The sequence below is a fragment of the Methylomonas sp. LWB genome (genome assembly GCF_001856095.1).
Lineage (GTDB): Bacteria > Pseudomonadota > Gammaproteobacteria > Methylococcales > Methylomonadaceae > Methylomonas > Methylomonas koyamae_A.
This window is the reverse complement of record NZ_MKMC01000034.1, coordinates 367995-394310: the sequence shown is the minus strand read 5'-3', so window position 1 is coordinate 394310 and position 26316 is coordinate 367995. Positions and strand designations below refer to the sequence as shown.

Below are 26316 nucleotides of genomic sequence, written 5' to 3'. Positions count from 1 at the left end.
ATAATATTGCAATTTTTCAATTGAAATTGGATGCGATTTAAACTATCCTGTCAGCCTTTCCTCTGAATCAGGTCAAGCTGAATGGTGGATGTTCAATATCGCGTAGATATTGATCCATTATTTCAATTCAACGAAGATTTTATCAGCAAAGCCTATTAAATTTATCGGGGTTTATCGATTGATTTGCTTGGCGTCGCCTGAGTCCGAGATCGAAAATCGTTTGGCGTCTCGCCGAATCGGCGACGAAATTGACGGTAAAAATAGGAAACATCGTTAAATCCTGAGTGCAGCGCAATATCGGTTATACTCAGCTGGCGATAAATAGGCGAAGTTAACATTCTCGCGGCACATTCCAATCGGAGACGATTGAGAATTTGAGTGACGCTTTCATTGTTTTCGTTGAGTAAGGCATATAAATAGCGTTTGGATATTTTCAAGGCGGTAGCAATATCGGCCACCGACAAGCCGGGTTGCCGAAAATGTTTTTCGATATAGTCCGTCAAGGCCGCTTTGCGGGCCGCTCGAACGCCGCCCGAAGCCCCATCATCATTGCTACAGCTACCGCATAAAAAGGCCGCTAGGTCTAACACGTGTTCGCCGACCAATCGATCGAGGTCGGCGCTCGGTTCCAATTCTTGTCGGTCAAGCATCCGAAGATAATTGATCAACAACGATAGCGCTTCCTTGTTTTCGAAGGGTTGCATGGTCAGGCATTCCGCTTTCGGGACTCGATGCAAAAATTCGCCGCGCGGTAGGCACAAACTCATTTGGAATTGATGCTCTCCGGGCGCAGTGGGTGCCAAACCGCCGTTCAAAGCCCGACCGAAATCCACTAAAGCCGCTCTGTCCTTGTGCATCGACATTCGGGTCTTACCTTGGCTTATTTCCAGTTTTCCGTTCACGCAGAGCGGCAACGCGAAGCCATCCAATCCGTCGTGCGCGATATTTTGTTGGTTTCTATCGAAAAGCATCGCGGTGCTGAGGTTAGTAGCCAAGCTCACCGCGCCCAGTGCGCGAAAACTTGCCTTGGTATAGAACGGACGGACGTCGCAATGCCGCATGTCGAATCCGGCCATTTCCTTGGCAAAGGTTTCCCGCCACACGTCGAAGCGAGTGTTTTCGGGAAGTTCGGCACTGGAGTACAGGATTGCGTTATTGGTCATGGCGGCATGCGCGGCTTGCTCCGGGGATACTCTGAACGCCGGAGCTCGGTGTCGGGGGCGGATAGTTTACCGCCGGACGGAACACGATGAACACTAGATTTTCCTATGGTTCCTCTGCTTCCGAGTCTTTGAATGCGGTTATTTTTCGAAAGTTTGTCGCAAACGGAGCCCGCTGTCGGATCGATTGTTGTCAAAATGACCAGCAATCGCCTCATGCAGCACTTGCTTAGCGGAAATCGACGCTTTAGATATAGCGGCCGCCGGTTCCGCCAATCGCTTGATTCTAAAAGATCTCCTGGCTTAAACGTCTCCGGCGGGCGCGACTAGCCTTCCAAGACCGAGGCTGGTTTAAATTTTGCTTTGCTGAACGTAGACAGCTAATTGGGGTTTGAAGATGAACAAGATTGGAATTTTCTACGGGACCGAAAAAGGCATGACGGAGATGATGGCGCAAGTGATGTACCGAGTGCTGGGCGATGAGATTGCCAGCGAGCCGGTCAACGTTAATCGGGCAACGGTCGGGCAATTGCTCGGCTATAAGGCCTTGATCTTAGGCATGCCGAGTTATGGCGTCGGCGAAATCCCCGGCCGGACCACCGGCAGCGAGGAAGGCAACTGGGAAGAGTTTTTATACCGTTTGGATGAGGTCGATCTGTCCGGCAAGCGTGTCGCGCTATTCGGCCTGGGCAATCAGCAAAAATACTACGCCCGCTTTGCCGGTTCCCTGATTCATTTGTATCACTACGTCGCGGGCTACGGTGCCGAAGTGGTCGGTGCCTGGAGCACGGAAGGCTATCAATTCACCCATTCCAACTCCGTGGTCAACGGTAAATTTGTCGGGTTGGTGTTGGACCACCATACCCAACCAGAAATGACCAAGAGCCGGATTTTGGATTGGCTGGATCAAATCAAGCCCGCCTTGCTGGAGAAGCTGAATTAGGGAGCCATGCACCAATAGTGTCTGCTCGCCAGAAACAAAGCATTAGGCAATACAAATAAAAACTGACTTTTCCGCGACTCCGGCCAATACTTGTGACGTTTGCGTCATTCAATCCGAGGAGTCGAAGGCATGAGTTTTGTCGAGATTTACTTTAACAGCTCGCTGCAAAACGTGGTCGAAATCGGCGATCAGGCTTGCAGCATCGGCCGGGCCAGCTATAACCACGTTTCGATTGGCAATAAGGGCGTTTCGCTGGTGCATGCCGCGATCTCCAAACAAGGCGACGCCTGGTGGTTGGAGGATATGAACAGCACCAACGGCACTTATTTGAACGGAAAAAAGATCGAAGGCCGGCAACGACTTCAATTCGGCGACGTCATCACCTTGGGCAAGCACGAATTAAAATTCGTGGCCCAACCCAACGCCGCCAACAGCGGTATTGGCCAGACGCAAGCCGACGATTTCGACCGAACCTTGCTGGTGAATTCCGCGTCCGGCGCGGCCGGCAATGCGCCAAGAACCGGCGATTACGCGTTGCTGATGCGCGGCGAGGCCCGCAACATCAATAAGCTGCTGTTAAACCGGGATTACTATTCGATCGGCAAGGGGACGCAATGCCATGTCCGGGTGGGCGGCTGGTTTACGCCCAAGCTGATCGCCGAAATCATTCGCCTCGGCGACCATTATTATCTGACTCCGGTCGTTAAAAAGCATATCCGTTTAAATGGTCGGGAAGTCGGACATCAGGTCCGCTTGAGCAACGACGACAATATCGCGATCAAACAGGTGTTGTTGAAGTTCGTCGAGCAATGACGCCGACTCATTGGCACAGCAAAATCACCGAGATATTGTCGGTTCCGCCGTTGGCGTTGGCGGCATCGATCAACGCACCGGCCTTGGCCGGCAGATTGTCGGGGGTTAATCCGCCCAATAGGTCCGCGATTTCGCCGTCCTCCAGCATGCCGGTCAGACCGTCTGAACACAGCAGGAAGCTGTCGCCGGTGGCAAACTCCACCAGTTGCACATCCGGGACTATCGCCGGCTTGGGGCCGATGGCCTGATAAAGTCGGTTGGCGGGCGGCGCCTCGCCGGTCCGGCCGGTGTCCTGCCACTGCCGGTACAGCGAGTGGTCCTTGGTCAATGCTTGCAACGCGTTGCCGCGCAGCCGATACAAGCGGCTATCGCCGACGTGAAAAACCTGCATTTTCGCCGACCCGCGCGCCAACCGGCAACCGACCAGCGTGGTGCCTATCCCGCAGCCCTCCGCCGCGCCTCGGGCCTGATTGTCGCGATATAAGGTCCGATTGGCTTCCCTAATTATGTCCGCCAGCAAATCCAGTTGCCGTTCCAGGCTATCCCGATCCGCTCCGTCGCGGCGCTTGAACCAACGTTCGAACCAGCTCGGCGCGAATGGCTCGGCGGCGGCCGGCAAATAGCGGCCGATCAAATCGTTGACGCTGGCGACCACTTGCCGGCTGGCGACATCGCCCTGACCGTGCCCGCCCATGCCGTCGGCCAGCAAGCACAAGCCGGCGGCGGCATTTATCGAGATCGCATCCTCGTTCGCCGCCCGCGCCAGACCGGGGTCGCTGAGTCCGTAGGCGTAATAACTTTCCAACAAGCGCGTCACCGTCATTAGGGTTTCCATCGTTAAATTACCGGGCGAGATAGCAGTCGCGTTAGAGTATGGCGTAAAGTGCATCTCGATATCGAAAAGTGGCCGCAACCCACCGACTTGTCAAGCCTTGGAGCGCCAGCCTGGCTTACAGGTCGGACACGAGCCGTTCGCAAATTTTTTCCGGGTGTTGTCGATTTCCGTCAAGCGGGTTCGACTAGTCAACGCAAACCCTTTTATCCCAAGCAGGAGTTATACGATGAGCAAGCCAGTCAACCCCATTCCCGACGGTTACCAAAGCGTCACGCCCTATCTGACCGTCGAAGACGCCGCGGCGGCGTTGACGTTTTACCAACAAGCCTTCGGCGCCCAGGAATTCATGCGGCTGACGATGCCGGGCGGCAAAATCGGCCATGCCGAGTTTACGATCGGCGTCTCGCATTTCATGATTTCCGACGAATATCCGAACGCCGGTTCGACGTCTCCAACGAAATTGGGCGGTACGGCGGTCAAACTGCATTTGTACGTTGACGATGTCGATGCCAGCTTCGCCCAGGCCGTCGCGGCCGGCGCCGTCCCGGCCATGCCGCCGGCCGATCAGTTCTGGGGCGACCGGATGGGCGTGCTGATCGATCCGTTTGGCCATCAGTGGATGTTGGCGACCCACGTCGAAGACGTCGAGGCTAGCGAATTCCAGTCGCGTATGGACGCGATGTTCGCCGGCCACGGCGGTTGTGAGTGAAACGACGATGGCTACGATCACACCGTTTTTATGGTTCGACGATCAAGCCGAACAGGCGATGAATTTCTACTTGTCAGTGTTTGCAGAGGCCAGGGTGCTGAATGTCAACCGCTACCCTGCCGGGGCGCCGTTGCCGGAAGGTACGCTGATGACCGCCAGCTTCGAGCTGAACGGTCTGGCTTTCGTCGCGTTGAACGGCGGGCCGATGTTCTCGTTCAATCAGGCGATCTCCTTCGTCATTAACTGCGAATCCCAACAGGAAGTCGATGACTACTGGGAAAAACTGTCAGCGGAAGGTCAGCCCGGCCAATGCGGTTGGTTGACCGACCGGTTCGGCGTACCTTGGCAAATCGCGCCAACCGCGCTCGGCCGCTTGCTTAGCGACCCCGATTCGGGCAAAGCCGCCAGAGTCATGCAGGCCATGCTGAGGATGGGCAAAATCGACATCGCCACGCTGGAGCGCGCCGCCGCGGATGCTTGAAGCGCTCGCCGCCAGTCACTGAGGGCACGCCAACCGGGTTCGGCCGGCGTGCCTCGCTTTTTAATATTTTTAATGGGAGAAACCCGATGACCGATTTAGATCCGCGACTCGACCTGACATTCGAACGCATCACCGACCTTCCTAAGGACAAAATCTGGCAAGCGTGGACCGTGCCCGCGCATGTGCTGCCCTGGTTTTGCCCGCTGCCGTGGAAAACCGTGGCCTGCGAAATCGATTTAAAGCCCGGCGGCGCGTTTCGGACCACGATGCGCTCGCCGGAGGGCGAGGAATTTCCGCATCTCGGTACTTATTTGGACATCGTCGAAAACCGCCGCTTGGTTTGGACCAATGCGTTGTTGCCCGGCTTTCGGCCGAAACGGTTCAGCGCCGGGGATGAGCCTGCGGCCTGCGGCGACTTTGCGATGACCGGCATTATCGAGCTCAGCGATCACCCGCAAGGCACGCTCTACAAAGCCACGGTGTTGCACGCCGATGTCGCCGGCCGCGATCAGCACGCCGCGATGGGTTTCGAGGACGGTTGGGGCAAGGCCTTCGAACAATTGGTGGCGTACATGAAAAGTTGCTGATGCGGGTTAGTTTTGCCGCTAGAATTTATCGGTGCCGAATGTTTCCGGCTCAGGCAGATTCAGCCTCCTTTTTCAAACATCATCCAGGAATCCAATATGAGCAATCCCACGTTACGTCACGGCACATTTAGCTGGTGCGAATTGTTAACCACCGATCCGCAAGCCGCGAAAGACTTTTATGCCAACTTGTTCGACTGGACGCTGGAGCCGGCGCCGAACGCACCGCCCGGCGTCGATTATTCGGTTGCCAAGCTCGACGGCGAACCGGTGGCCGGGATGATGGCCATTCCGCCCGGCGCGGCCGGCATGCCGCCGCATTGGGGGAGTTACATCACCGTGAACGATGTCGACGCCACCGTGGCGCGGGCTACCGCACTGGGTGCCAGCGTGTGCGTGCCGCCGCAGGATATTCCCAAGCTGGGCCGCTTCAGTATGTTGCAAGACCCGCAAGGCGCGGTGTTCGGCATTATCAGCTATTTGCCGACGCATTGCGGGTAAGCGCGGTCGGCATCAAGGTAGCCCGCCAATCAACAGCGTCGGTTTTCAAGTAGTGCCGGAGCAGTCCGGCACCGTTCGATGGCTATCCACACGTAAAGCTTACGATGGCGTTGGGATATTCCATTCAGCCTCTTCGATCCATGTTGTACAGGTGGACTTCCAAGGCAGGAGCGGAATAACCCGGCTCGCCGGGATCGTAGCGTCCAACGACACAGGTTAGGCGCTCCGGTAATCCAATCGATTTACGCGATGCGACGTCGGCTTAGCGAAGCACCGGCCAGGCCGATCAAGCCGGAAACAAAGGGCCATACCGCGGCGGGCAAAGGCACGCTGGGGACGTCGGTCGAACCGCTGATTGCCGCGCTGCTAGTCGCTTGGGCGTAAAAACTGTAGGTCTCGCCGTCGGCAACCACGACCGGCAAGTAGAGCGTACCGGTTTTCCGTTCGGAATGCGCAAGGCCATTCGGGGACGCCGGGAACAGTAACTCGTAGGCGAGATGGTTGCTGTTGCTGGATGCGGTGGCTTTAGCGGCGCCCAAGGTGGCGCTGGCGGTCGCGTTAGAGCTCGGTGAGTAGCCATCCGGGTAAAAGTCGATGGCTAACGAATACGTCACCGAAAACAGAATCAAGCCGTTGCCGGACACGGTGAATTCGCCGTGCCGAATCGCCGAGGCGGTCGCGCTGCTGCCGCCGGTCGGGTTCACATCGCTGGCGTTGGCCGAAATGGCGTCCGCGGCGATTTCAGCCCATGCCTGAGTCGATGAGTCACCGGCGCTCGATAGCGAACCGGTCCCCCAGTCAGGCACAAAATCGGTTTGTGAAATATCCGGCCCGGAGGTGATGGCCGAGGTACTGGCCGAATAACTGCTGTCTATCCAGGTCAGCATCGGCGTGCCGGCGCCTAGACTGATCGTGGAAACCGAAAACGTACTCCAGTCTAGCGACGCGCCGGCGGAGGCCGAGGCCGCGAGCGCGGTGTTTGACAGACATGGAATGGATAATGCCAAGATTAACCAATTAGCGTGGCGCATGATTTTCTCCTTAAATAACTGTGGGAATAACTTTTCGCGGATCAAGCCGATTTTGGATTTCACCGGCAATTGGCAAGCAATAATAAATCCGGTTGATGCCTGACTTGCAGGCGGCTGTTTTATAAAGAATTTTTCCTAAAGAAAACTTCCTTAAAAAAACTACTGTAAAAATAATCGACGTATATTTGCCGCTGTGCACGTAATCCTAAAATCCCATTCGAAGGACTCCCGTTTGGCGATTTATTATTAAGGGAAAGCGGAGGACACCAACGGTAATCCGCCGAATATTCAGTAGCGCCGTAAACTCGGTTCCGAGTCTTATGCGGCGAGTTCTTTGACGTACGACCGAATTTGCCGATTGCGCTGCCGGCTAAGCGGTGCCGACGCCAGGAATTCGCTCCAGCCGTTTGCCTCGGCAACCGGCTTGTTTCAAAACCCACAGTCTGTCGGCATTTCGGTGCCGGATAGGCGGCTAAGTACGGAATGCCGAAACCGGCGAATTGGCGTTAAAACGCCGTCAAGCCAGGTTTGGCGGGCATCCAGCGAGGGTCAATCGGCTTGGTATTTATCTTGCAGCTTTACCGAAACATTCTTGTTAATTCGCCAATCAGGTAAAGACCATGCATCAAAATCCGTGGCCGGAGGAAGAAGAACTTTGGGTGATTTGGAATGGCTCGCTCGGCATCGTGGATACCGTGACCATCGGCCAAGTCGAAGCCGGTCCGCTGGGTAAGAGCGCTTGGCTGGAGGAACCGTACGACATGGTCGGTCCGTTTGATCTTGACTGGTTGGAGGCCAACGGCTGGATAGACTTCGAAGCCTGTACGGTAATGTCCCGGCAAAAATGGCGGGAGGATCAGGTGGCGTTGCGCCGGGAATCGTTAAAGCTGCGCAGCGCGGCTCAAGAAAGATTGTTCGAATACCAGGCCCGTCACAATCAGAGCCGTTTTCGCTATCCGGGGCAGGACCGTACGCTCGGTGACCAGCGGCATCGGGAGACCCTGAATCTGCCGCTCGAAGGCGTGCTGGAGGCCGCGCAAATTAAAGCCGCGTTTCGCCGGCTCGCCCAAAAGACCCATCCCGATGTCGGCGGCAGCCACGAACAATTCATTCGTATTACCGAAGCACGCAACGCCTTGCTGGAACGCGCTTCGTGAACTAATCCAACGCGGATGATAAAAACGCGGGCCGCGTTCGCCTAACCGGCTTAACCCGGCAGGCTATCGAGATGCGGTTCGCGGCTAAAACATCTTCAAGGTTGAAGTTTGCCGAGGATAGCGCCGCCGTATTAAAGGCTTAGCTTAGCCATGGGTACTGAAACGGCTGGAATGTTCTTCGTCGTCAAAAATCGGCTCGCCTCTGCCCATCAGCGACTTTTTGCCCAGCGCGACGAAATTGATCAGGCGCACGGCCGTCTCATCGGCGATTTTCAATTGCTCCAGCGTTGCTTGCAGTAGCTCCAAGGCCACGTCGTAAACGTCGTCCACCGGCTGCAATCGCAGAAAGTGGGAATGCGCCGGGCAAAGCAAGGTCAAGCGCGGCGTGCCGTCGTCGTCGCCGACGATATTGCCGTTCATCAGCGCGCCTAGAAACGCGAAATCGCGATTGTTGACCAAGCTCGGTTTGGCGTTGCCTCGGGCAAAGGCCGCGGTAAACGCCTCGTCCGCCAGCCCGGACAAGGTTGCCGGATCGACGGTCTGGTTCGCCAGCAATGCGCGCATCAGGTTCTTCAACGACGCGATCTGGTCGGCGATCGGCCGGTCGTAAAAATAACGGTTAATGCGGAAATCGTCGCGCATTTTGGCGTACCAGACTTCGACCAATTCGGCCAGTATGTGGTCGTCCAAATTAAATTTTAAAGAGTTACTCATGTTCTCCCCCTATCGGCTGAAAAAACTACCAAGGCACTCCGCAGCCATTCTCATGGCCGAGCTGAAGTGTAACGCTAGCCGGTGTTAAAGGCTAACCGCCCGTTTCGCGTCGTCTAACCCGGCTAGTGAACGGTAACTTTCCCGCGATGGCCCGGCCTGGGGTCTAAACTGACAGCGGCTAGTATGCCGCGAGATTTTGATTTGGATAGAACGCCGACCGCTCGCGCCGGGCCGATCCGCCGATTGGTGGGTTAAAGTCTTCATTTTGTCACAGTATTCGCGGCATAATCAGTCTAGCGCGCGTCGTCCCGTGCGCGCCGGCTTAACCCTGATAACGCCCCCTGAGGAGTGTCCATGTCCCTAACCAAATTGTTTGCCGCGGTTTGCCTGGCGCTGGTCGCTGTCCTCGCCCATGCCGACTGCGTCGATCCGAAAGATACTTACGAGTCTTACAATGTGGTCGCCGATCCAACCCAAGACCGGCCGTCGGAGTTCTATGTTTTGTCTTATTCCTGGGCCCCGAGCTATTGTGCCCAGAAGGGAGGGCAACGCCGTCCGGGCCAAAAAGACTATCTGCAATGCGGCGGCAAAGCCCACTTCGGCTACATCTTGCACGGACTCTGGCCGCAAGGCAGCGTGGCCAGGCCCAATGACTACCCGCGCGCCTGCGGCGGCGATCAGCCTAAAATCGACCGGGCGTTACTGGCGAAATATTTCTGCATGACGCCCAGCGTGTGGTTGTTGCAGCACGAATTCGAGAACCACGGCACCTGCATGATCGATCAACATCTGCGCACGCCGGTGGCCTATTTCGATAAAGCCCTGACGCTGCATAACGCATTGCATCTGCCGAGTCGGCAAATGACCAACGAAGCTCAGGGCAAGGCTTGGTTCGTGCTACACAATCCGCAACTGCCCGAGGACAGCGTTTACTTCGACCGCGAGGCCAAGGAATGGCGCATCTGCTACGACCGGGACTTCGCCCCGTTTGCCTGTCCCAGGCCCGGCGAACAAACGGGAGGCCAAACAGGCGGCCAGTCCGGCGGCGGCGATACGAACGCCGGCAACGGCGATGCCAACGCCTGCCCGGTCAAGGGCAATATCTCGGCCAAGCATCGCAAACTCTACTTCGAACCCAGCCATCCGACCTATGCCAGCGTGGTCATCGACTTCAGCAAGGGCGAACGTTGCTTCGATAACGTCGAACAGGCGGTTGCGGCGGGCTGGCGAAAGGCGCCGTGATTTTTACTGGTCGCTTGGAGCTTTGATCGGCATTTGCCGAAATCACTCTGGATAAACTGCCGGTCTGATTGCGATCGCGGCGTGACGATGCGGAAAGTGCGAGATAAGCCCGTTGGACAAAACTTAAATGATCAACACCCAATGTCCATCAAAACCCGACGCGGTGTGTGATGATTTACGAACTACCGATTGCTAAACCCATGGCCAATAGCGAAAGTCGGGACTGGGCGAATCCCCGGCTTTCCGAAAGGGCCATTAAATGCCCTCGGGCAATTTCGCCGCCATCATCTCCCGCCGATCCAGCTTAACGCCGTCGGCAACGAAACTGCCGTCGCCAACCGCGTGCAGGGTGCGGCGTTCCGCGCGTTCGTCGTCCAGGTAAGCGGCCAGCCCCTCCAGCACGACGATGTTATGGCGTTCCACGATGTCGATCACCCGGCATTCGATGTTCGCTAAGCATTCTTGGATTAAAGGCGCCGCGACGTGCTGGCCGCGTAGCGCGGTCAAACGGAATTTGGCGAATTTGTCGGTATCGCTGCCCGAGCAAATGCCTATGCCGACCACCCGGTCGAGCAAGTCCAGCGTCGGAATCGCCAGCACGCAGGCCTTGGTGTCGCGCAACGCTTGGTAGGAATGGTTCCACGGCCCGGTTGCGATCGCGAACTTGGGCGAGAAGTCCAGTACCATGCTCCAGGAAATAGTCATCACGTTGTCGCGCCGGCCGTCGTTGGTCGTCACCCACACCACCGGGCCGGGTTCGATCAACGTGAAGGCGTGGTTGAGGGGCAGGGTTTTCATCCGGCTAGACTCCGAAAGGGGGACGCCGGTAAAGCCGTCACAGCTTCACAAGCGGTCGTGATGCATCGCGTACCACGGGTACCGGCATAAGCTTATCACCGTAGCGAAGCCGGAAACAACGCGGTAGGTTCGTACTGGTTGGTATTGCGTAGCCTTGATGCAGTGTTAGCGGAATCGAGGGTGTCGGCGGTTCTGTCACGAGACTAACATCGGCGAGTTGTGGGGGGTATGTCTTCGAATCCTCGATTCCATTGAGGTTACTTGCTCCGGCCGCTCTCGCCAATCCGGCCCGGAGCGCCGGTTCAGCGACCGCCGCCATCGGGAGACCTTACACCTGCCGCTCGACGGCTTGCTCGAAGCCTGGCAAATCAAAGCCGCATTTCGCCGCCTGGCCCAAAAGGCGCATCCCGACGTCGGCGGCAGCCACGAGCAATTCATTCGAATTACCGAAGCCCGCAACGCCTTGCTGGAACGAGCGCCTTAAACCATCTAGGTGGACGTGGCTCAGAACAGAATTCGGCCAACTATGCCGGATTGACCGGACCGCATAGGCCATGGCGCCGAACGGCCGGCTAACGATAACCCTCTAAATTAACGAGAGATTTATGGCTAAAGATTTAAACGAACTCCGTGCGGTATTGGACAAGCTGGACGCAATGGTCAAAAGCATGAGCGAAATGGACGCCGAAATTCTGGATTTCGTCGAAGCACATTATCCGGACGCGCACTGAACGATCAAAAAGTGTTGCAGGCGTTTAAAAATATCGGCGACGCCGAAGACGAATTGCAAAGGCAGCTAAGTTTGTTGCGCTCCCGCTTAGCCGCCGACATTCCGGAATTGAACGGCTAAGCGCCGCTTGTCTAGCCGGTTTTGGGTCGGGTTACGCTGCGCTAACCCGACCTACGGGCTATCGGGCGGACTGGGCTTGCGTAGCCTCAATGGAGCGTTAGCGGAATCGAGGGTGTCGGTCATTCCGTTATCAAACCAACACCAGCACTTGAAAGGATGTTGGTCTTCGACTCATCGATTCCATCGAGGCTTGCTTTATCTCGAATCAGCTTCTTCCAATAACGCCGTAGCGACGACTAGGCAGATGTAGGGTACGCAACGTGTACCTTAAGAGGAGTCCGGAGATGAAGACAGAAAATTACGTGATGCGGACTACAGGCTGTTATCGCGGCGAAGGAAAGGTACGCGGTGCGTACCCTACGCGGCTTGCTGGTTTTGATGCGATACACGCCAGACATAGAGCCAAAAGCCTCTCTCGATAAGCGCTCCACTAAATTTCAGCTCGTGTGCTTTCACAGCTGCTAACGCTCGCCATAACCGGCAGCCAAAAGTGGTACGACGAAGGAGCGGCGCTTTTGGCTGTCCGTGTTGATGGCGTTGTTAGCCATTATCTTCTTTCTCGCGGTAGTACTTCCGAAGGACTTTCTCTTCTTTCGCTTCGTCCCACCATGCCCCGAGCTGATCCCGAAAGATGTACGATTCAGGAACCGCCTTTAGCTCGTTCCATGGAACGAACTCGTCTCTGCGATGGTGATAAAAGGACTCCACAACACTGATTTTTGGATGTGGCATAGGAGTACGCACCCTCTTAAAGGGAACGTCATAACCGCCTGCATCCCTCTGCTCGGCGAGTTCAACGTCGTACCACTCTGAATAAGGAACGTGACGCCAGGCCAATCCGTAGTGGACGGGTGTAACCATAAGCCCATCGCCTTTCATCCAGTAGTACGTCCGACCGTAGTATATTGAGTGGAGATATCGTTCATACAGTCGCGGACTAATAAAACCTTCTGGAAGTGGTTCCTTCAAAGGAACGATCCATAGAATCGCCACCCCCCGCCCGGAATACCCTTTTACGCGCTTTACGATCTGAGGCAATGTCAGTGCACTCACTTGGATTTCTATCGCAACTCGCTTGCCGTTTATTCGGCCGCCAATGTCCGGTTGCAATTCAGGTAGCTTCTTCGTCTTATCTGCTTTTATGCGCACGCTATCGCACACCCAATGCCCGTCGGGGATTTCGTGCTTGAGAGCTTCAAATATTTCTAGCTTGCATTCCCGATGGAGTGCGGACTCATTGTGACCGATGACCTTGGTCGTAGGCGCTTTATGCGCGAAATGATCCTTCTTTTCGGCGTAGTGTTTCCTGACCGCATCTGAGAAGCAACTCGCACACATGAATGGGCCGTCTGCTCTCGTAACCTCCTCAACATGCACTCTCTTGCCGGAATTGCGAATCACGGCAAAGCCATCAACCAGGCCATAGCATCCTACCTCCACTGCCTCGCGGTGTATGTGATCTGCCGGATTACGATTATTCATAGGCTAACTAGTTATTAGATGGTTTCCGTATATCCACCAAAAAACGATCCCCGAAACAATAGTTTATTGATAAGCATGGGAGTTTTCCTTCCGTATATCATCGGAGCCAAGTAGATAGAGTAGGTCTACATCAAGTTGCCGGCATTGAATCAGATTGAACGGTAGGCTGCAACCGCGCGCAGGCCGGTGCGCAGCCCCCAACTCACCTCTCCCCCAACAACGCATAACACGCCGGGGTCAAAATCAAGCTGGCGGCCATGCCGATCAGCAGGCCGGCGGACAGCGACAGCGTCATCGGGATCAGGAATTGGGCTTGGGGGCTGGTTTCCAGCAGGGTGGGCAGGAAGCCGGCGAAGTTGGTCAGGAAGGCCAATAGGATGGGCCGGAAGCGGGAACAGCAGGCCTCGGCGATCAGCACGTCCACCGGCCGCTCGTCGCCGTCGTGCTGGCGCAGATAGTCCAGCAACACCAGGCTGTCGTTAACGACGACGCCGCTAGCGGCGATCATGCCGACCAAGGATTCCATCGACAGCGGCAGGCCGGCCGCCCAGTGGGCCAGCACCGCGCCGCACCAGGCCACCGGCGCGGCCAGCAGAAAGATCAGCGGTTTGGCGTAAGAGCGAAACGGCACCGCGATCAAGGCGTAGATCACCAACAGCGCGATCAGCGTGTTTTTGCCGAATGCGGCCAGCAGCTCTTTCTGCTCCTGGCGTTGCTGGCCAATTTTAACGTTCAGGCCGGGAAAGCGGCTTTCCAACGTTGGGAACACGTCGCGTTCCAGTACCGCGTAGACTTCGTTGGCGTCGGCCACGGTCGGATCGACCCTGGCCTGGACTTTCAGCACTCGTTGCCGGTCCTCGCGAATGATGCGGGCGTAGCCTTGCAGCACTTCGACGTCGGCCAAGCTCGCCAGCGGCGCGCTGGCACCGTTGGGCAGCCGTACCGGTTGGGCTTGTAGTTGCTCCAGCGAGCGGCGCTCGCGCAACGGAAAACGCACCATCACCTTGACTTCCTTGCGGCCGCGCATGAAGCGATGCACTTCCTCGCCGTAATAGCCGTTGCGGACCTGCTCGGCCAGTTGTTCCAGGCGCATGCCCAGCCGTTCGGCCTCGGGCTTTAGCGTTAAGTGAATTTCCGGCTTGCCGGGCTCGCCGGAATCGATCACGTCGTAGGCGCCGCGAAAGCCTTTGATTTGTTGCTTGAGTTGTTCGACCGCCGGGCCGAGTTGGGCCGGATTGTCCGCACCGACTGTCAGCTCCAGGTCGTAGGGTTCGTCGCCTTCCTTGAAAATGAAATCCACCTGGCCGATTTGAATCTCGCCGATGCGCTTGCGCCAGTCGCGGATGAAATCCTCGACCTTGATGCGTTGGCGGCCCGCCGCCGACAATTCCAGCCACAGTCCGCCGCCGTGTTCCCAGACGATGGTTTCGACGCCGACAATGACGCTATTCTCGGGATCGTGGTCGCGCTTGCCGGCGCCGGGCGGCACGCCGTCCAGTTCGTCGCGCAATTCAAACAAGGCGTTTTCGACGCGGGTGGCCAGGGCTTGCGCCTCGCTATACGGCGCGCTTTGCGGCAGCCGGATCGAGACCCAAAAGCTGTCCTTGGACACGTCCGGATTGATCGATTGACGGACCCGGTCGCTGGCGACCAAACCCCAGCAAATAATCAGCAGGGCCGCGAACAGCGCGACGGTCAGATAGCGCCAGCGCAAGGCCGCCGCCAGTAGCGGCCGGTAAACCCGCTCGACCAAACGGTCCAGGCCGCCGTTCAGCCGCGCGCGCAGCCGGTGCAAGGCGTTGCCCGAGGCCGGCGTCTGTACCGGCGCGACCAGATGCGAGGGCAGGATCAGCAGCGCCTCGATCAGCGAAAACACCAGCGTCAGGATCATGATCAGACAGATCGGCCGCATCATTTGCCCGGCCCAACCCGGCAAGTACAAGCCCGGCAGAAACGCGACCAACACGATCAACACCGACAGGGTCACCGGCAAGGCCACCGCGCGCACGCCGTTGACGGCGGCTTGCAGCGGGGTTTCGCCGCCTTCGATCTGCCGGCTGTGTACGCTTTCGCCGATGATGATCGCATCGTCGACCAACACGCCCATCGCCAGCAAAAAACCGAACAAGGACAGCATGTTCAGCGAAATATCCAGCGCGGGCATCAGCCAGAACGCGCCCAGTACCGACGTGAAAATGCCGACGCCGGCCCACAAGGCTACCCGCACCCGTAGGAACAGCGTCAACACCAAACACACCAGCAAAAAGCCGCTCAGGCCGTCTTCGAGCAAGGTGCCGATGCGCTCGTCGTAGGCCTGGGAATCGTCCCACCAGCTAATCAGGCGCAAACCTTCCGGCAGACCGGCGCGGATGGCCTCGATTTCAGCCTTGACCTTGCGCGCCACCGCCACGCTGTCGCGCTCGGTGTGGATTTCCCAGCCCTGCGCGGTTTCGCCGTTGTGGCGCCAGTCGTACAAGCGTTCCTCCAGGCCGTCGCGGATCGTGGCAATCTGGTCCAGCCGCAGCCGGTTGCCGTCAGGCAGGGTCTTGACGATCAGCGCGCCGACCGCGTCGGCGTCCTTGGCCCGACCAGCCACCCGCAGCAGCAATTCGCCGTCCGGATTGCGGATCAGGCCGCCTGGCAGGTCGACCGACGCCACCCGCACCGCTTGGGTGACTTCGTCCAGCGTCAATTGATATTTGCGCATTTGTTCCGGCGCGACTTCGATGCCGATTTCGTAAGCCCGTTCGCCGTAATTGCGCACCCGGCTGACGCCGGGGATGGTCGACAGCTGTTGCTGAATCCGGTCGCCGAACTGTTGCAATTTGAAGGCATCGGTGTCGCCGTGCAGCGCCACCCAGATCACGCCGTCGTCGTCCTTGCGGTCGGCCGGCAGTACGTCGATTTTTTCCAGTTGCTTGGGCAGACGCGGAATGGCTTGCACCCTGGCGCGCAACAAGGCCATCATTTGTTCGCGATCCCGGTCGGGCCGAATTTCGACCGATACCAGACAGGTATCGCCCTGGATTTCGCCGTGCAAATGCTTGATACCGGGCAAGTCCTGAATCGCTTCCTCTATCGGGATGCACACCGATTCCTCGACTTCGGATGGTCCCGCGCCGGGGAAGGTGGTGGCGATCTCGATCTGATGCGGACTGAAGCGCGGAAACACTTCCTTGTCGACGTCCAGCATGCCGATCACCCCGCCGGCCAGAATCAGCAGCATCAGCAAATTGGCCGCGACCGGGTTGCCGGCAAACCAGGCCAAGACCCCGCCCCGGCGGGCCGCGCCTTGCGAGCGGCTCATGGCCGTTCTGCCGAGACTTCGACCCGCATGCCGGCCACCGGCATCGGCATGTCCGAAACCACGATACGCTCGCCGGCGTTCAGGCCGGATTTGACGATGACCCGGCCGGGCTCGCCGCGCAGAAGTTCTACGTCGCGGAAGGTTAGGCGTTGTTCGGCATCGACCAATTTGACCTGGCCCAGATTGTTCAAGGCGTTGCGCGGCACGGCGTACAGTCCGGCCCGAGCCACGCCTTCGATTTCGGCTTGCACGAACAAGCCGCTCAGCAGCGGCGCGCCGCCGTCGCGGCTGTTATCGGGTTGTTCGACCTGCGCGACTAGAAACAATTGGCCGCTGCTGCTGTCCAGCTCGGCTTCGCCGCGGACGATGCGCCCCCGCCAGGTTTGCGGCTGGCCGGCCACCTCGGCACTCAAGGTCACCGCCGGCCATTGCGCGGCCCGGCCGGATTGACCCAGCGGCAAATCCAGAAACGCCAGTTCGTTGATGCCGACCGGTAGCCGGATTTCGGCGATGTCGTTGGCGTAAATTCGGGCGATCGTCGCGCCGGCCGGCAGAAATTGGCCGCGGCCGACTTGCTTGTTCAGCACCCGGCCGGAAAACGGCGCGCGGATTTCGCAGCGGCTACGGTCCAGCTTGGCCTTGGCCAGGTCGGCTTCGGCGGCTTGCAATTTGGCCTCGGCTTCGGCCAGCTGCGGTTTGCGCAAGGCCAGATCGCTGGCTTCGCCCTCACCCAGCGCCTGCCATTCGCTGCGGGCTTGCTCGGCCTGGGCGCGTTCGTTGATCAACACCCGTTTGGCTTCGGCGATCTTGGCCTGGGTCGCGACGATGGCGTAATCGTAGTCGCGCGGATCGATGCTCGCCAGCAGCTCGTCGGCCTTGAAGAAGCCGCCGGACACCAGGGCCGGGTGCATCTTCTCCACCTTGCCGGCGACTTGGGCGATCAAGTCGATGGCCTCGCGCGGCGCGACCACGCCTTGCGAATGCACTTTCAATTTCAAGGTTTGCGGCTCGGCTTTGATGACCTCGACGCGCGGTACCGGCGGCTCGGCCGGGGCCGGCAGACTGCCGGGTCGCAACGCGATCATCGCCCAGGCCGCGCCGACCGCGGCGGTCAGCACCACGGCCGGCAAAATCAGTGGTAACCATCGGGATTTTTCGTTCACACAGGGCCGCCCAAGGCCAAATACAAGTTAATGCGATTGGTTAATAACTGCCGCCGCACCGCCAGATGCGCGCTTTGCGCATTCAAGGTGCTGCGGTAGCTGTCCAGCAAGGTCAGAATTTCGATCAAACCTTGCTGATAGGAATATACCGCCAACTTGCGGCTGGCTTCGGTTTGCTCGACCGCCTCGCGCAGCGCGCGTTCCTGGTCGCGCAGCCTGGCCTCGGCGGCTAGTGCCTGTTCGACTTCGCGAAACGCGTTCAGCGCCACGCTTTGGTATTGCTGGTAGGCGTCGCGGACGCGGGCTTCGTTCAGACGGATGTCGGCCTGCAAGCGGTCGCCGGTGAACAAGGGTTGGGCCAGACCGGCCGCCAAGTTCCAGGCCGCCGAGCGCGGATCGACGATGTCGGCCAGGGCCGGCGTACTGGTGCCGCCGCTGCCGGTCAACGTCACGCGCGGCAGCAAGGCTTTTTGCGCGCTTTCCAGCCGGGCGTCGGCGGCCGCCAAACGCCGAAACGCGGCGGCGATATCCGGGCGGCGTGTCAGTAATTCCGCCGGCAGGCCGACCGCCAAGGCCTGGGGCGTTTCCGGCAAGGCCCTGCGGCCGGCCAATTCGCCGTCGGGGTAGCGGGCGATCAGACTCTGCAAGCGCTTGGCCAGAATCTGCACGCCGTTAAGCGCGCTGGCCGATTGCGCTTCGGCGTTGGCCAGATCGGTCAGGGCCAGACGCAAGTCCAGGCCGCGGGTCAGACCGCGATTGAAACGGCCGCGGATCAAATCGACGATCACGCGGCGATCCTTGACCGACTGGGCGGCGACTTCGGCTTGCCATTGCGCTTCCAGCCATTCGAAGTAGGTCTGGGCGATCGCGGCGGCCAGCGACAGGCGGGCGGCGGCGTAATCGGCGCCGGTCGCGTCGGCCTCGCGCTCCTGGCCGATTTGGGCGGCCTTGATTCGACCCCACACGTCCAGCTCCCAGCTGGCGCTGAACAGCGCGCTGAAGGCGCCGGACTCCACCGATTGGCGGCCGTCGGCGTCGCCGCGCTGGTAGCCGGGAACGAAGGACAGTTGCGGCCAGCGACCGGAGCCGGCGATCACGGCTTGTTCGCGCGCGGCATCGACCCGCGCGGCGGCGGACAGCAGGTCGAAATTCTCGGCCAGCCCCACCCGGATCAGCGCGTTCAGTTGCTCGTCGCCGAAACCGGCCAGCCAGCCGGCTACCGGTTCCTGCACGCTCGCCGCTTCTCGCCACTGCGCGGGCACGGCCAAGGTCAACGCGGCCGGATCGCGTTCCGGCGCGGTTTCGCAAGCGCTCAGCACGCCGGCCAGACTGCCGACCAGCGCTGCGCGGCGGACATTGAATTTCGGTATTCGAATCAAGCGATGAGCGATTTAATGAGTTTTAGGGCGGCGCTTTTTCAACCAGATGACCACGCCGGTGACCGACAGCATCACAATGGTCAAACCCAGCAGGCACACGAAGATCCGGTAGGGCATGCCGAACACGTTGGCCATGTGCAAGGCCGCCAGCCAAGCGGTAATGGTATTGCCATTGTATTGGCCGCTGGGCAACAGCAGCATTTTTTGCGCACCGCTGACCGCGTCGATCACCACCCGCAATTGGCCGCCCTTGTCTTGGAAATCCAGGTCGCTACGCGCGCTGTATACGTAAAAGCCTCGGCCGGCGTTATACCAGATCGCCGCAGGTTGCAATACCGCGAAGCCTTGCTCGGCCCCGGCTTTGCGCGCGGCGGCGTCCGCCAACTGAAAGGCCTCGCCGATCACGACCGGCGGGTTTTGCAAGGGTTGCGGCAATTCGGGAATGTCGGTCCAGGGCTGCCGGAAATCGCTGACCGTCTGCATCACCTTGGCGTAAACCGTATCGCCCAAGTTCATGTACACGCTGGACCAGGCGAAAGCCAATAGCGCGATCCACACCCACAAACCGCCGGCGCGGTGCAAGTCGTAATTGATGCGGAACGGCGAGCCGCGCCATTTTACCGCCCAAGCCGGCCGCCAGCGCCGCCAAAACGACGGGCCCGCCGCGCGAGCCGCTAGCGGCTCGCGCGGCAAGGTCAGATAAAAACCGACGAAACAATCCAGGGTCCACACCAGCGCGGTGATGCCCAATGTCCAGGCGCCGATGTCGTCCAGGGCCAGGTTGTAATGCAGTTTATAGATAAAGGGCATCAAGTTGCTTATGCCTTCGGTAATCGAGCCCCAGTGCCGCCGGCCCAGTTCCGCGCCGGTGTAGGGGTCCAGAATCACTTGATCGAAATCCAATGCCAGCGGCTGGCCGGTTTGGGCGTCGTTGTTGGGCGAAACGCCGATATCGACGTGGCGCGGCGACAGCCACAAGGAGGCTACCCGCGCGCGGCTGCCCAAGGCGTGTTCGGCGCTATCGAGTAACTGCGGAATCGGCAAAGTTTGCCGCCCTGCGGGTTCGGCGTATAGGTGCGGGCTGACCAGGCCGTCCAATTCCTCGTAGAAGGCCAACAGACTGCCGGTCAAACCGACCACGATCAAAAACGCGGTCATCGCCAAGCCGGCATAACGATGCACCAGCACCCAAAACGGGCGAATTTTCATAAGCTCTCCTTTTCGATTCGGACTTACCAGCCGTTAGTTTGGCACTCAATCTAATAAGACGACTGAGACCGCAAAATCCCCACCAAAACAGCCGATTATTTGGATTGATGGATGAAGATGGGAAATTTGCCTGGGTGTTTGCGGCATTCGAACCGGAGGCGATCGGCTCAATGCCGGCCGATTCACTGGTCTGGGCGCTAGGTTGACGCCGTTAGCGAAGACTGGGACGAAATTGGCGGCATGTCGCGATAACCCGGCTGAACAGGCTCGCCCGAATCTTCGCGTTACGCGTTCTCGGCTGAAAATTACTGTTCGAAGCGCCGCGGGGGGGGCATTCCCCACACGTCCGAAAATCGCGCCGGTTTATTGCTCTCTGCGCTGGTATGTCCAATTAGGGTTATATTTTTCAGGCGACGCGAGGGGCAGGGTGTTCGCATTGAATGCGGGATCGAAAATCTTTCCAAAATTTAGGCATATGCTAGGATAGGTGTGTGTGCATATATGCTGGCAATTTTGCATGGCAATTAGAGTGGTTGTAGATACAAATGTCCTTGTTGCCGGCTTGATCGGCGGTAAAGGACCGAATCGAGAAGTTCTTCGCCGTTGCCTCCAAGGCGATTTACAGCCCTTTGTCGGCAACGCACTTTACCTTGAATATCAAGACCTTCTTAATCGGCCGAAGATTCAGGCTCTTTGCAACCAAACTTCGGTGGCTTTGCAGGAATTTCTTGATGGTTTTGCACAGGTTTGTACCGCAATCGACGCCCGCTACTTATGGCGGCCCAATTTAAAGGACGAAGCGGATAATCATTTGGTGGAACTGGCGATTGCCGCTCGTGCCGCTTACATCATCACCAACAATGTGTCGGACTTTGCCCATGCCGAGCTTAAACGTTTGGGTTACGAAGTCGTGACACCGGAGCAAATATTGAGGTTATTAAGATCATGACAACCTTATCCATTCGATTGCCCGACGATATGGCCGAAAGGCTGAAAAACATAGCCAAGGTCCGCGACATCAGCCTCAACAAGCTGATGTTCGAATTATCCATCCAAGCCTTGGCGGAAGAGGATGCCAAACAACGCTTTCTAGCCGCCCAACTGCGAGGCGACCCTAAGCGGGCTTTACGGTTGTTGGATGAATTGGATGCGCTGGGGTTTTGAAGGGTGCTGTTCGGCAATTTTGATTACGGCGAATTGGTAGCACGCTAATTGCTCGACAACCCTTTGAGTACTGGCAATGTTTGATCGCAAGACCTGACCCCTTTATCCCCGCCACCGTCAAAAGGCAGTGCATCCGCGTCAATGGCCGCCCTGGAAGCAAACCGATTACCGATTCCGTTAAATCATCGGACGCCGAAATCGATGCCGAAATTCGAGAGTTAACGGAAATTTTTCGCAGTCGCTTGCTAAAATTAACTTTTAACACTTATAAAATGGCAGAATTTGCCAGATAACATCCACTCCAACAAACCAAAATTGTTGCAACCTACAGAAAAGCCAATGACCGTTAGTTCTCATGTTCGGGTAGAGATACCAACCGACCAACTTCTTTTTGATATTCAAAACCCTAGATTAGTTGGCGAGTTATCATCGGGGAGCACAGGCGATATTTCGGTGATACAACACTTGTGTGAAACAGCGGATATTGCTGAACTTGTCATTTCAATCTTAAAAAATACTTTTGTCGATTTTGAGCCGATTGTGGTCATAAAGGCGACAGATCAAAACTATCGTGTACTAGAAGGGAATCGTCGATTAGCGGCTATTAAGTTATTACTAGATCCGATATTATCGCAACAACTTGAGTCATCCTTAAAATATCATATTGATAGGCCTCTCCCTCAGGATGTGGAAGCATCTATAAAAACAATACAGGCCATTGAGGTAACTTGTGAGGAAGATGCTCAGGCTTACATCGGCTTTAAACATATCAATGGTCCTCATAAGTGGACGTCTTTTGCCAAGGCAAAGTTTGTCACAAATTGGTTTAAGCAAGGGATGTCGATTGATGAAATCGCGCGAAAAGTGGGGGATAAAAACCAGACAGTTAAAGATTTAATTGCTGGCATGTTAGTTTTAGAACAAGCAGAAGAAGAAGAGTTATTCGATATTTCAGACAGGGCAAAACGCGGTGTATTTGGATTTTCCCATTTATATACGGCATTGAATCGAAAGGAATACAGGAGCTTCTTGGGGCTAAGCAAGGATTGGACTGATGATATGCAAGAAAACCCGGTAAAAGAAGAGAATCTAGGTAAGCTTGAAAAAACATTAAAGTATATGTACGGATCAAAACGTGACAATATTGATTCAGTTATTAAATCTCAAAATCCACATTTACGAGAACTGGGAGTCGTATTAAGCCATCCAATTGCAATTCAAAAACTAATAGACACCAACAATTTACAACTCGCCCTAGAAGAAACCGAATCTCAGTCTGCACTATTTGAAAAATCATTAATCGCATCACATACAAATCTACAGAAAGCGGCAGGCACAGTATCCAGCTATAGTGGTGGAAAGGCTATATTTGATCTAGCTAAAAATATGGAAAAGATGTTGGGAGTCATTGTTAACAGCATGGAGAAGCTATCAAATGCCAACTAAAATAACTCCATCTCATACAGCCCCAGTTGAAGATACTATTAGCAACTTAACGGATTGGGTTGAATTCAAAGCGTTACAGTCAGATTATCACGCTTATAATCTTTATGAGCTAGCGAGCCTAAATGAGGAATATGAAGACGAAGAAAATGAAAACTTTGCCGAACAGGATTTGTTTAACGAAGAAATAGTGATGAGGGTAATTGACGAAATTGCCCACCGGGCAAAAGTACTAAATGAAGCCTACCCTTTTGCACTTTGCCACAATGACAAAGACATTTGCTTGAAAAGAAATTCTTTTAACATTGGGCAGTGGATTTACCTGTACTGTTTAATTATCTCTCATAGGGCAGCGGACGGTGTCAATATAGACAGTTTTGACCTGAGCAATGCGGATAGAGACCTTCTACAAATTGCTTCGGTATATGCTGCTGTAGGACATCTGGATGATGCATTTTCTTTTGGATTTCCAAGACCAGAAAACAGTGGTTTCTTTGATGCGTTGAGAGACGTCTTTGCAAAATTTGGAGAGGGAACACCTCTAACCGAAACCAAGTTAGGTTATAGCCCAAAAGTAAAAGATGGCGAAGTCGACATTGTTGCTTGGCAAGTTATGAATGATCACTTGCCTGGAAAAAAGTTTTTACTTGGCCAAGTCGCAACTGGGGCTAACTGGAATCAAAAATCTATTAAATGTGCCATAGAATATTTTCTAGACAGTTATTTCTTAGACTCCCCCAAAAGCACTCCAATACCTGCAATGTTTATTCCTTTCTGCATTGAGGAGCAATACGGCGGAACACGGCACCATGTAATGCTTAATCTAACCAAACAATTCGGTATCATCTATTACCGATTGAGATTGCCTTACTATGCATTAATGGGTTTTAATAAGCCTAATAATTTTCATCGAAAGAATGAAAACAACAAAATAGTGGATTTTGTTAAAAACTGCTTAGGCGATCAGTTGCCCGATGTTGTTTTTACGACGTAATCGAGAGGAAAAAACAATTAGTTCAGATCCTTTGCGTTTGATTTGGGCTGTATAATTCAATGAAAAAGATTCTGGATTGAAAACCTTATACAATTCATAAATTTCCGGCGTATCATCGTAAGTTAGCATCCAACGTTGATCGAGATTTGCAATGATACTTGCCAAACGAACATGATCTTCATGGTCAAAAAAGTTTTGATACAACTCTTTACCTTTATTGTAGTACGGGGGGTCAATGTTAATTAATACATGATCTCCAAGCTCGGTTAATTTAGTCTCCAAAAAATCACCCGCATCCAAGTTGCTTAATTGTATTTGCTTAGAGTAGCTTGCTATTTTTTGAATTTTTTTTATCAAATCTAGCTTATTAAAACGACAATCTAATTTATAAAGACCAGATTGAGCTTTGCCTCCAATAACACCCGCGTTAATAATCCCTGAGCGATTAACCCTATTCAGGAAAAATGTGGAAAAACCAAGTTCAAGTCCAGATACCTGCTGCCGCTGAATATCTTTCTGTTGATACCATTGGTCTATGGTAATGGGCGTTGATTCGATCATCTCACAAAAGTCTACTGTATGATTTAAAACAGCAAACCAAAACGAATAAATCGATACAGATAGGTCGTTAATAACGACGTTTTCGACTATATGATTCCGTAACAGATGCCACGCAATGCCAGCTCCGCCAGCAAATGGCTCAACATAGACCCCCCCCACCAAACCGTTATGTTTAATAAGGCTCTCCACGAAGGAGGACAATTGTGTTTTTCCTCCAGGGTATCGTAAAGGCGAATAAGTTACGGGCATAAGTTAAGAGAGTAAGCTGCAAGATCATGTATCATTTTACATTAAACACGCGATGCTCAATTTTTTTCGAAAAAAGAGGCCAGGTTAGCGCAGAATTACTGGATCGGGTCTTGCAATCAAGCACCGATAGCTAATTGAATGGCAGAATTTTAATCGCAGTAAGTGCGGTTAACAAACAACGTGTATCGCTTCGTTCGCGGCCGTTGCGCCCGCAAAGCTCGACGCAAGCAGTTTTTGGCAGGGCCGTAGTTCTACTTTGTCAGATTATTAGAAGACCGTCATACACGCCGGGAAGCGGGTATCCAGTGCCATGGATGGCGAGCTTCGAATCATCCATGGCGGCTAGATTCCGGCAATCCATGCCGGAATGACAGCCTTCGGTAAGTGGGAGCCTGAAATCTGACAAAGTTGAAGGATGCGGTAAACAACATGCACCGCATCGTTTGCAGCCCGCAAAGCTTGACACAAGCAGTTTTTGGCAGGACACGCTTCGCGTATTACCGAATTGCTACTGATCCGCGCTGAACTCCCCAGAAATGTCACGGGCGCCGTGGAGTACCCTGATTAATGGTCACTTCTTGCTCAGCGCACTAAAGAAAATCACGTAGTTACTATAGGCGCACGAGCGGAGGTCCTCCGCCAACTCAGGACGGAGACGGTGCCTAGCGGATTTCCAGCGATGGTTTTGCACTGAGCAAATAACTCTCTAACAAAATTGACTGCGCGCCAGGGATTATCTTGGGCAATGTAATCGCCGATCGCTTCGATGTCGCATTTGGCCAGTGGCGTGACAATCAGCTTGCTCACTGGCTGTCGGCTTGTTGCTGGTACTTTGCTTCTAATCGTGCGAAAAAGCTATTGGCTGGGATGCCGGGCCCACTGGCTTTGCCGGCAGCGATTTCGGCTTTTAACGCTTCCAGTTGTAAAGCCTGGCGTTGCTGTTGTTCTTCCAGTAATCGCAAGGCCGCACGCACCACTTCACTGGTATTGTTGTAACGACCGCTGGCGATCTGGTCACGGATGAAGGTTTCAAAATGTGGGCTTAGTGCGACGCTGGTGGGCATGAGAACTCTCCTAACAATTATTAATTGTTATTTGACTCGTCTTAAATAGGGCTGTCAATTGTCTAAGGTCAGTAGCAGGCGGTAAACGGCATCCGCTGCATCGTTCGCGACTGGCGCACCCGGTAGATGCTGCGAGATAGGGCTGTTGCCGCAGTAATGTCGTTTAAGGAGCGGATGAAATAAGCTTTAGCAACAACCCGGCAATCAGCGCGGTCTGTAACAGGCCGACGCTAACGACCCAGCGGATCAGCACTGGTTTGGTTTCGACGATTTTTAGCTCGACATCCTTAATGCGTAAATCCAACGATTGGTTGGTCACTAGGTTATCCAGCTCGAAATCGTGTTTTGCCCGGTCAAGCGTGGAGGCTACCGCCAATTTTTGCAGCTTGGTAATAATTTCCGCCTGCGCCTCGCTGAAGCCGGCACCTTCAGCTCTATCGGCGGATTCCGGCCGAAAACGCCGACGCAAAAAAAGCCCCCGAT

At 55.5% G+C, this 26316-nt stretch carries 28 protein-coding genes; 14 read left to right on the top strand and 14 right to left on the bottom strand.

What is annotated here, in order from left to right:
- Positions 1-161: 161 nt before the first annotated feature.
- Entirely contained in the window at positions 162-1163 is a 1002-nt protein-coding gene (locus BJL95_RS15595) for a helix-turn-helix domain-containing protein (RefSeq protein WP_071159196.1), read from the bottom strand.
- A 394-nt stretch (positions 1164-1557) separates the two neighbouring features.
- On the opposite strand from BJL95_RS15595, the gene BJL95_RS15590 reads away from it, so the two are divergent.
- A complete protein-coding gene (locus tag BJL95_RS15590; protein ID WP_064023894.1) occupies positions 1558-2103 on the top strand; it encodes a flavodoxin in 546 nt (181 codons plus the stop codon).
- Positions 2104-2232: 129 nt separating this feature from the next.
- Positions 2233-2916, top strand: a complete 684-nt coding sequence (locus tag BJL95_RS15585) for an FHA domain-containing protein (protein ID WP_071159194.1) — start codon at positions 2233-2235, stop codon at positions 2914-2916.
- Between the two features lie 7 nt (positions 2917-2923).
- Here BJL95_RS15585 and BJL95_RS15580 read toward each other — a convergent pair whose 3' ends face one another.
- Positions 2924-3751: a PP2C family serine/threonine-protein phosphatase gene (locus tag BJL95_RS15580; protein ID WP_175463729.1), complete on the bottom strand. Its 828-nt coding sequence runs from the start codon at positions 3749-3751 to the stop codon at positions 2924-2926.
- Between the two features lie 226 nt (positions 3752-3977).
- Between BJL95_RS15580 and BJL95_RS15575 the strand changes: the two genes are divergently transcribed.
- The 4 genes from BJL95_RS15575 to BJL95_RS15560 all read left to right on the top strand — a co-directional run bounded on the left by BJL95_RS15575 (position 3978) and on the right by BJL95_RS15560 (position 6026).
- Positions 3978-4460, top strand: a complete 483-nt coding sequence (locus tag BJL95_RS15575) for a VOC family protein (protein ID WP_071159190.1) — start codon at positions 3978-3980, stop codon at positions 4458-4460.
- A 7-nt stretch (positions 4461-4467) separates the two neighbouring features.
- Positions 4468-4941: a VOC family protein gene (locus tag BJL95_RS15570; protein WP_071159187.1), complete on the top strand. Its 474-nt coding sequence runs from the start codon at positions 4468-4470 to the stop codon at positions 4939-4941.
- 86 nt (positions 4942-5027) lie between these two features.
- A complete protein-coding gene (locus tag BJL95_RS15565; protein ID WP_071159185.1) occupies positions 5028-5528 on the top strand; it encodes an SRPBCC family protein in 501 nt (166 codons plus the stop codon).
- A 96-nt stretch (positions 5529-5624) separates the two neighbouring features.
- On the top strand, positions 5625-6026 hold the full coding sequence (locus tag BJL95_RS15560; RefSeq protein WP_071159183.1) for a VOC family protein: 402 nt from the start codon (positions 5625-5627) through the stop codon (positions 6024-6026).
- Positions 6027-6268: 242 nt separating this feature from the next.
- Here the strand turns inward: BJL95_RS15560 and BJL95_RS15555 are convergent, their stop codons facing one another.
- Positions 6269-7057, bottom strand: coding sequence for a hypothetical protein (locus tag BJL95_RS15555; RefSeq protein WP_139306281.1), 789 nt, complete (start codon positions 7055-7057; stop codon positions 6269-6271).
- 620 nt (positions 7058-7677) lie between these two features.
- On the opposite strand from BJL95_RS15555, the gene BJL95_RS15550 reads away from it, so the two are divergent.
- Positions 7678-8214, top strand: a complete 537-nt coding sequence (locus tag BJL95_RS15550; RefSeq protein ID WP_071159179.1) for a J domain-containing protein — start codon at positions 7678-7680, stop codon at positions 8212-8214.
- A 144-nt stretch (positions 8215-8358) separates the two neighbouring features.
- On the opposite strand, the gene BJL95_RS15545 is transcribed toward BJL95_RS15550, so the two are convergent.
- Positions 8359-8928, bottom strand: a complete 570-nt coding sequence (locus BJL95_RS15545) for a hypothetical protein (RefSeq protein ID WP_071159177.1) — start codon at positions 8926-8928, stop codon at positions 8359-8361.
- Between the two features lie 354 nt (positions 8929-9282).
- On the opposite strand from BJL95_RS15545, the gene BJL95_RS15540 reads away from it, so the two are divergent.
- Entirely contained in the window at positions 9283-10170 is an 888-nt protein-coding gene (locus BJL95_RS15540; RefSeq protein WP_071159175.1) for a hypothetical protein, read from the top strand.
- Between the two features lie 255 nt (positions 10171-10425).
- Here the strand turns inward: BJL95_RS15540 and BJL95_RS15535 are convergent, their stop codons facing one another.
- Positions 10426-10968 carry a flavin reductase family protein gene (locus BJL95_RS15535; RefSeq protein WP_071159173.1) on the bottom strand — a complete coding sequence of 181 codons (543 nt, stop codon included), beginning with the start codon at positions 10966-10968 and terminating at the stop codon, positions 10426-10428.
- 217 nt (positions 10969-11185) lie between these two features.
- On the opposite strand from BJL95_RS15535, the gene BJL95_RS15530 reads away from it, so the two are divergent.
- Together BJL95_RS15530 and BJL95_RS25950 are read left to right on the top strand one after the other, a co-directional pair.
- Positions 11186-11452: a J domain-containing protein gene (locus BJL95_RS15530; RefSeq protein ID WP_217631694.1), complete on the top strand. Its 267-nt coding sequence runs from the start codon at positions 11186-11188 to the stop codon at positions 11450-11452.
- A 121-nt stretch (positions 11453-11573) separates the two neighbouring features.
- The gene (locus tag BJL95_RS25950; RefSeq protein WP_302848350.1) at positions 11574-11699 is read left to right on the top strand and encodes a hypothetical protein; all 126 of its coding nucleotides are present in this window, start codon (positions 11574-11576) and stop codon (positions 11697-11699) included.
- 659 nt (positions 11700-12358) lie between these two features.
- Here BJL95_RS25950 and BJL95_RS15525 read toward each other — a convergent pair.
- The 5 genes from BJL95_RS15525 to BJL95_RS15505 form a co-directional block, all read right to left on the bottom strand.
- Complete coding sequence (locus BJL95_RS15525; protein ID WP_071159171.1) at positions 12359-13300, bottom strand: competence protein CoiA family protein; 942 nt, start codon at positions 13298-13300, stop codon at positions 12359-12361.
- Positions 13301-13502: 202 nt separating this feature from the next.
- Complete coding sequence (locus BJL95_RS15520) at positions 13503-16607, bottom strand: efflux RND transporter permease subunit (RefSeq protein WP_071159169.1); 3105 nt, start codon at positions 16605-16607, stop codon at positions 13503-13505.
- Positions 16604-17770, bottom strand: coding sequence for an efflux RND transporter periplasmic adaptor subunit (locus BJL95_RS15515; RefSeq protein WP_071159167.1), 1167 nt, complete (start codon positions 17768-17770; stop codon positions 16604-16606). Before BJL95_RS15515 ends, BJL95_RS15520 begins: the two co-directional genes overlap by 4 nt.
- The gene (locus tag BJL95_RS15510; protein ID WP_368086606.1) at positions 17767-19149 is read right to left on the bottom strand and encodes an efflux transporter outer membrane subunit; all 1383 of its coding nucleotides are present in this window, start codon (positions 19147-19149) and stop codon (positions 17767-17769) included. The genes BJL95_RS15515 and BJL95_RS15510 overlap by 4 nt, the downstream gene beginning before the upstream one ends.
- A 12-nt stretch (positions 19150-19161) precedes the next feature.
- A complete protein-coding gene (locus BJL95_RS15505) occupies positions 19162-20358 on the bottom strand; it encodes a PepSY domain-containing protein (protein ID WP_071159165.1) in 1197 nt (398 codons plus the stop codon).
- Between the two features lie 517 nt (positions 20359-20875).
- On the opposite strand from BJL95_RS15505, the gene BJL95_RS15500 reads away from it, so the two are divergent.
- The 4 genes from BJL95_RS15500 (at position 20876) to BJL95_RS15485 (ending at position 23959) form a co-directional block, all read left to right on the top strand.
- Positions 20876-21307 (top strand): putative toxin-antitoxin system toxin component, PIN family, encoded by a 432-nt coding sequence (locus BJL95_RS15500; RefSeq protein WP_071159163.1) that lies wholly within the window; start codon positions 20876-20878, stop codon positions 21305-21307.
- Positions 21304-21522 (top strand): ribbon-helix-helix protein, CopG family, encoded by a 219-nt coding sequence (locus BJL95_RS15495; protein ID WP_071159161.1) that lies wholly within the window; start codon positions 21304-21306, stop codon positions 21520-21522. The genes BJL95_RS15500 and BJL95_RS15495 overlap by 4 nt, the downstream gene beginning before the upstream one ends.
- A gap of 282 nt (positions 21523-21804) precedes the next feature.
- Positions 21805-22968, top strand: coding sequence for a ParB/Srx family N-terminal domain-containing protein (locus tag BJL95_RS15490; protein WP_139306280.1), 1164 nt, complete (start codon positions 21805-21807; stop codon positions 22966-22968).
- Positions 22958-23959: a hypothetical protein gene (locus BJL95_RS15485; protein WP_071159159.1), complete on the top strand. Its 1002-nt coding sequence runs from the start codon at positions 22958-22960 to the stop codon at positions 23957-23959. The genes BJL95_RS15490 and BJL95_RS15485 overlap by 11 nt, the downstream gene beginning before the upstream one ends.
- On the opposite strand, the gene BJL95_RS15480 is transcribed toward BJL95_RS15485, so the two are convergent.
- From BJL95_RS15480 to BJL95_RS15470, 4 genes are all read right to left on the bottom strand, one after another.
- The gene (locus tag BJL95_RS15480; RefSeq protein ID WP_071159158.1) at positions 23921-24769 is read right to left on the bottom strand and encodes a DNA adenine methylase; all 849 of its coding nucleotides are present in this window, start codon (positions 24767-24769) and stop codon (positions 23921-23923) included. The genes BJL95_RS15485 and BJL95_RS15480 overlap by 39 nt on opposite strands.
- 600 nt (positions 24770-25369) lie before the next feature.
- Positions 25370-25576, bottom strand: a complete 207-nt coding sequence (locus tag BJL95_RS26080) for a type II toxin-antitoxin system RelE/ParE family toxin (protein WP_217631692.1) — start codon at positions 25574-25576, stop codon at positions 25370-25372.
- Positions 25573-25833 (bottom strand): type II toxin-antitoxin system ParD family antitoxin, encoded by a 261-nt coding sequence (locus BJL95_RS15475; RefSeq protein WP_071159157.1) that lies wholly within the window; start codon positions 25831-25833, stop codon positions 25573-25575. The genes BJL95_RS26080 and BJL95_RS15475 overlap by 4 nt, the downstream gene beginning before the upstream one ends.
- A gap of 163 nt (positions 25834-25996) precedes the next feature.
- On the bottom strand, positions 25997-26302 hold the full coding sequence (locus tag BJL95_RS15470; RefSeq protein ID WP_071159155.1) for a DUF1640 domain-containing protein: 306 nt from the start codon (positions 26300-26302) through the stop codon (positions 25997-25999).
- Positions 26303-26316 lie beyond the last annotated feature (14 nt).

Excerpts from the sequence above, each read along its gene's own strand:
- BJL95_RS15525 (WP_071159171.1), bottom strand. The coding sequence starts at position 13,300 with ATGAATAATCGTAATCCGGCAGATCACATACACCGCGAGGCAGTGGAG.
- BJL95_RS15565 (WP_071159185.1), top strand. The coding sequence starts at position 5,028 with ATGACCGATTTAGATCCGCGACTCGACCTGACATTCGAACGCATCACC.
- BJL95_RS15495 (WP_071159161.1), top strand. The coding sequence starts at position 21,304 with ATGACAACCTTATCCATTCGATTGCCCGACGATATGGCCGAAAGGCTG.
- BJL95_RS15545 (WP_071159177.1), bottom strand. The coding sequence starts at position 8,928 with ATGAGTAACTCTTTAAAATTTAATTTGGACGACCACATACTGGCCGAA.
- BJL95_RS15580 (WP_175463729.1), bottom strand. The coding sequence starts at position 3,751 with ATGGAAACCCTAATGACGGTGACGCGCTTGTTGGAAAGTTATTACGCC.
- BJL95_RS15535 (WP_071159173.1), bottom strand. The coding sequence starts at position 10,968 with ATGAAAACCCTGCCCCTCAACCACGCCTTCACGTTGATCGAACCCGGC.
- BJL95_RS15500 (WP_071159163.1), top strand. The coding sequence starts at position 20,876 with ATGGCAATTAGAGTGGTTGTAGATACAAATGTCCTTGTTGCCGGCTTG.
- BJL95_RS15585 (WP_071159194.1), top strand. The coding sequence starts at position 2,233 with ATGAGTTTTGTCGAGATTTACTTTAACAGCTCGCTGCAAAACGTGGTC.
- BJL95_RS15595 (WP_071159196.1), bottom strand. The coding sequence starts at position 1,163 with ATGACCAATAACGCAATCCTGTACTCCAGTGCCGAACTTCCCGAAAAC.
- BJL95_RS15570 (WP_071159187.1), top strand. The coding sequence starts at position 4,468 with ATGGCTACGATCACACCGTTTTTATGGTTCGACGATCAAGCCGAACAG.
- BJL95_RS15485 (WP_071159159.1), top strand. The coding sequence starts at position 22,958 with ATGCCAACTAAAATAACTCCATCTCATACAGCCCCAGTTGAAGATACT.
- BJL95_RS25950 (WP_302848350.1), top strand. The coding sequence starts at position 11,574 with ATGGCTAAAGATTTAAACGAACTCCGTGCGGTATTGGACAAGCTGGAC.
- BJL95_RS15575 (WP_071159190.1), top strand. The coding sequence starts at position 3,978 with ATGAGCAAGCCAGTCAACCCCATTCCCGACGGTTACCAAAGCGTCACG.
- BJL95_RS15550 (WP_071159179.1), top strand. The coding sequence starts at position 7,678 with ATGCATCAAAATCCGTGGCCGGAGGAAGAAGAACTTTGGGTGATTTGG.
- BJL95_RS15505 (WP_071159165.1), bottom strand. The coding sequence starts at position 20,358 with ATGAAAATTCGCCCGTTTTGGGTGCTGGTGCATCGTTATGCCGGCTTG.
- BJL95_RS15475 (WP_071159157.1), bottom strand. The coding sequence starts at position 25,833 with ATGCCCACCAGCGTCGCACTAAGCCCACATTTTGAAACCTTCATCCGT.
- BJL95_RS15540 (WP_071159175.1), top strand. The coding sequence starts at position 9,283 with ATGTCCCTAACCAAATTGTTTGCCGCGGTTTGCCTGGCGCTGGTCGCT.
- BJL95_RS15555 (WP_139306281.1), bottom strand. The coding sequence starts at position 7,057 with ATGCGCCACGCTAATTGGTTAATCTTGGCATTATCCATTCCATGTCTG.
- BJL95_RS15520 (WP_071159169.1), bottom strand. The coding sequence starts at position 16,607 with ATGAGCCGCTCGCAAGGCGCGGCCCGCCGGGGCGGGGTCTTGGCCTGG.
- BJL95_RS15560 (WP_071159183.1), top strand. The coding sequence starts at position 5,625 with ATGAGCAATCCCACGTTACGTCACGGCACATTTAGCTGGTGCGAATTG.
- BJL95_RS15590 (WP_064023894.1), top strand. The coding sequence starts at position 1,558 with ATGAACAAGATTGGAATTTTCTACGGGACCGAAAAAGGCATGACGGAG.
- BJL95_RS15480 (WP_071159158.1), bottom strand. The coding sequence starts at position 24,769 with ATGCCCGTAACTTATTCGCCTTTACGATACCCTGGAGGAAAAACACAA.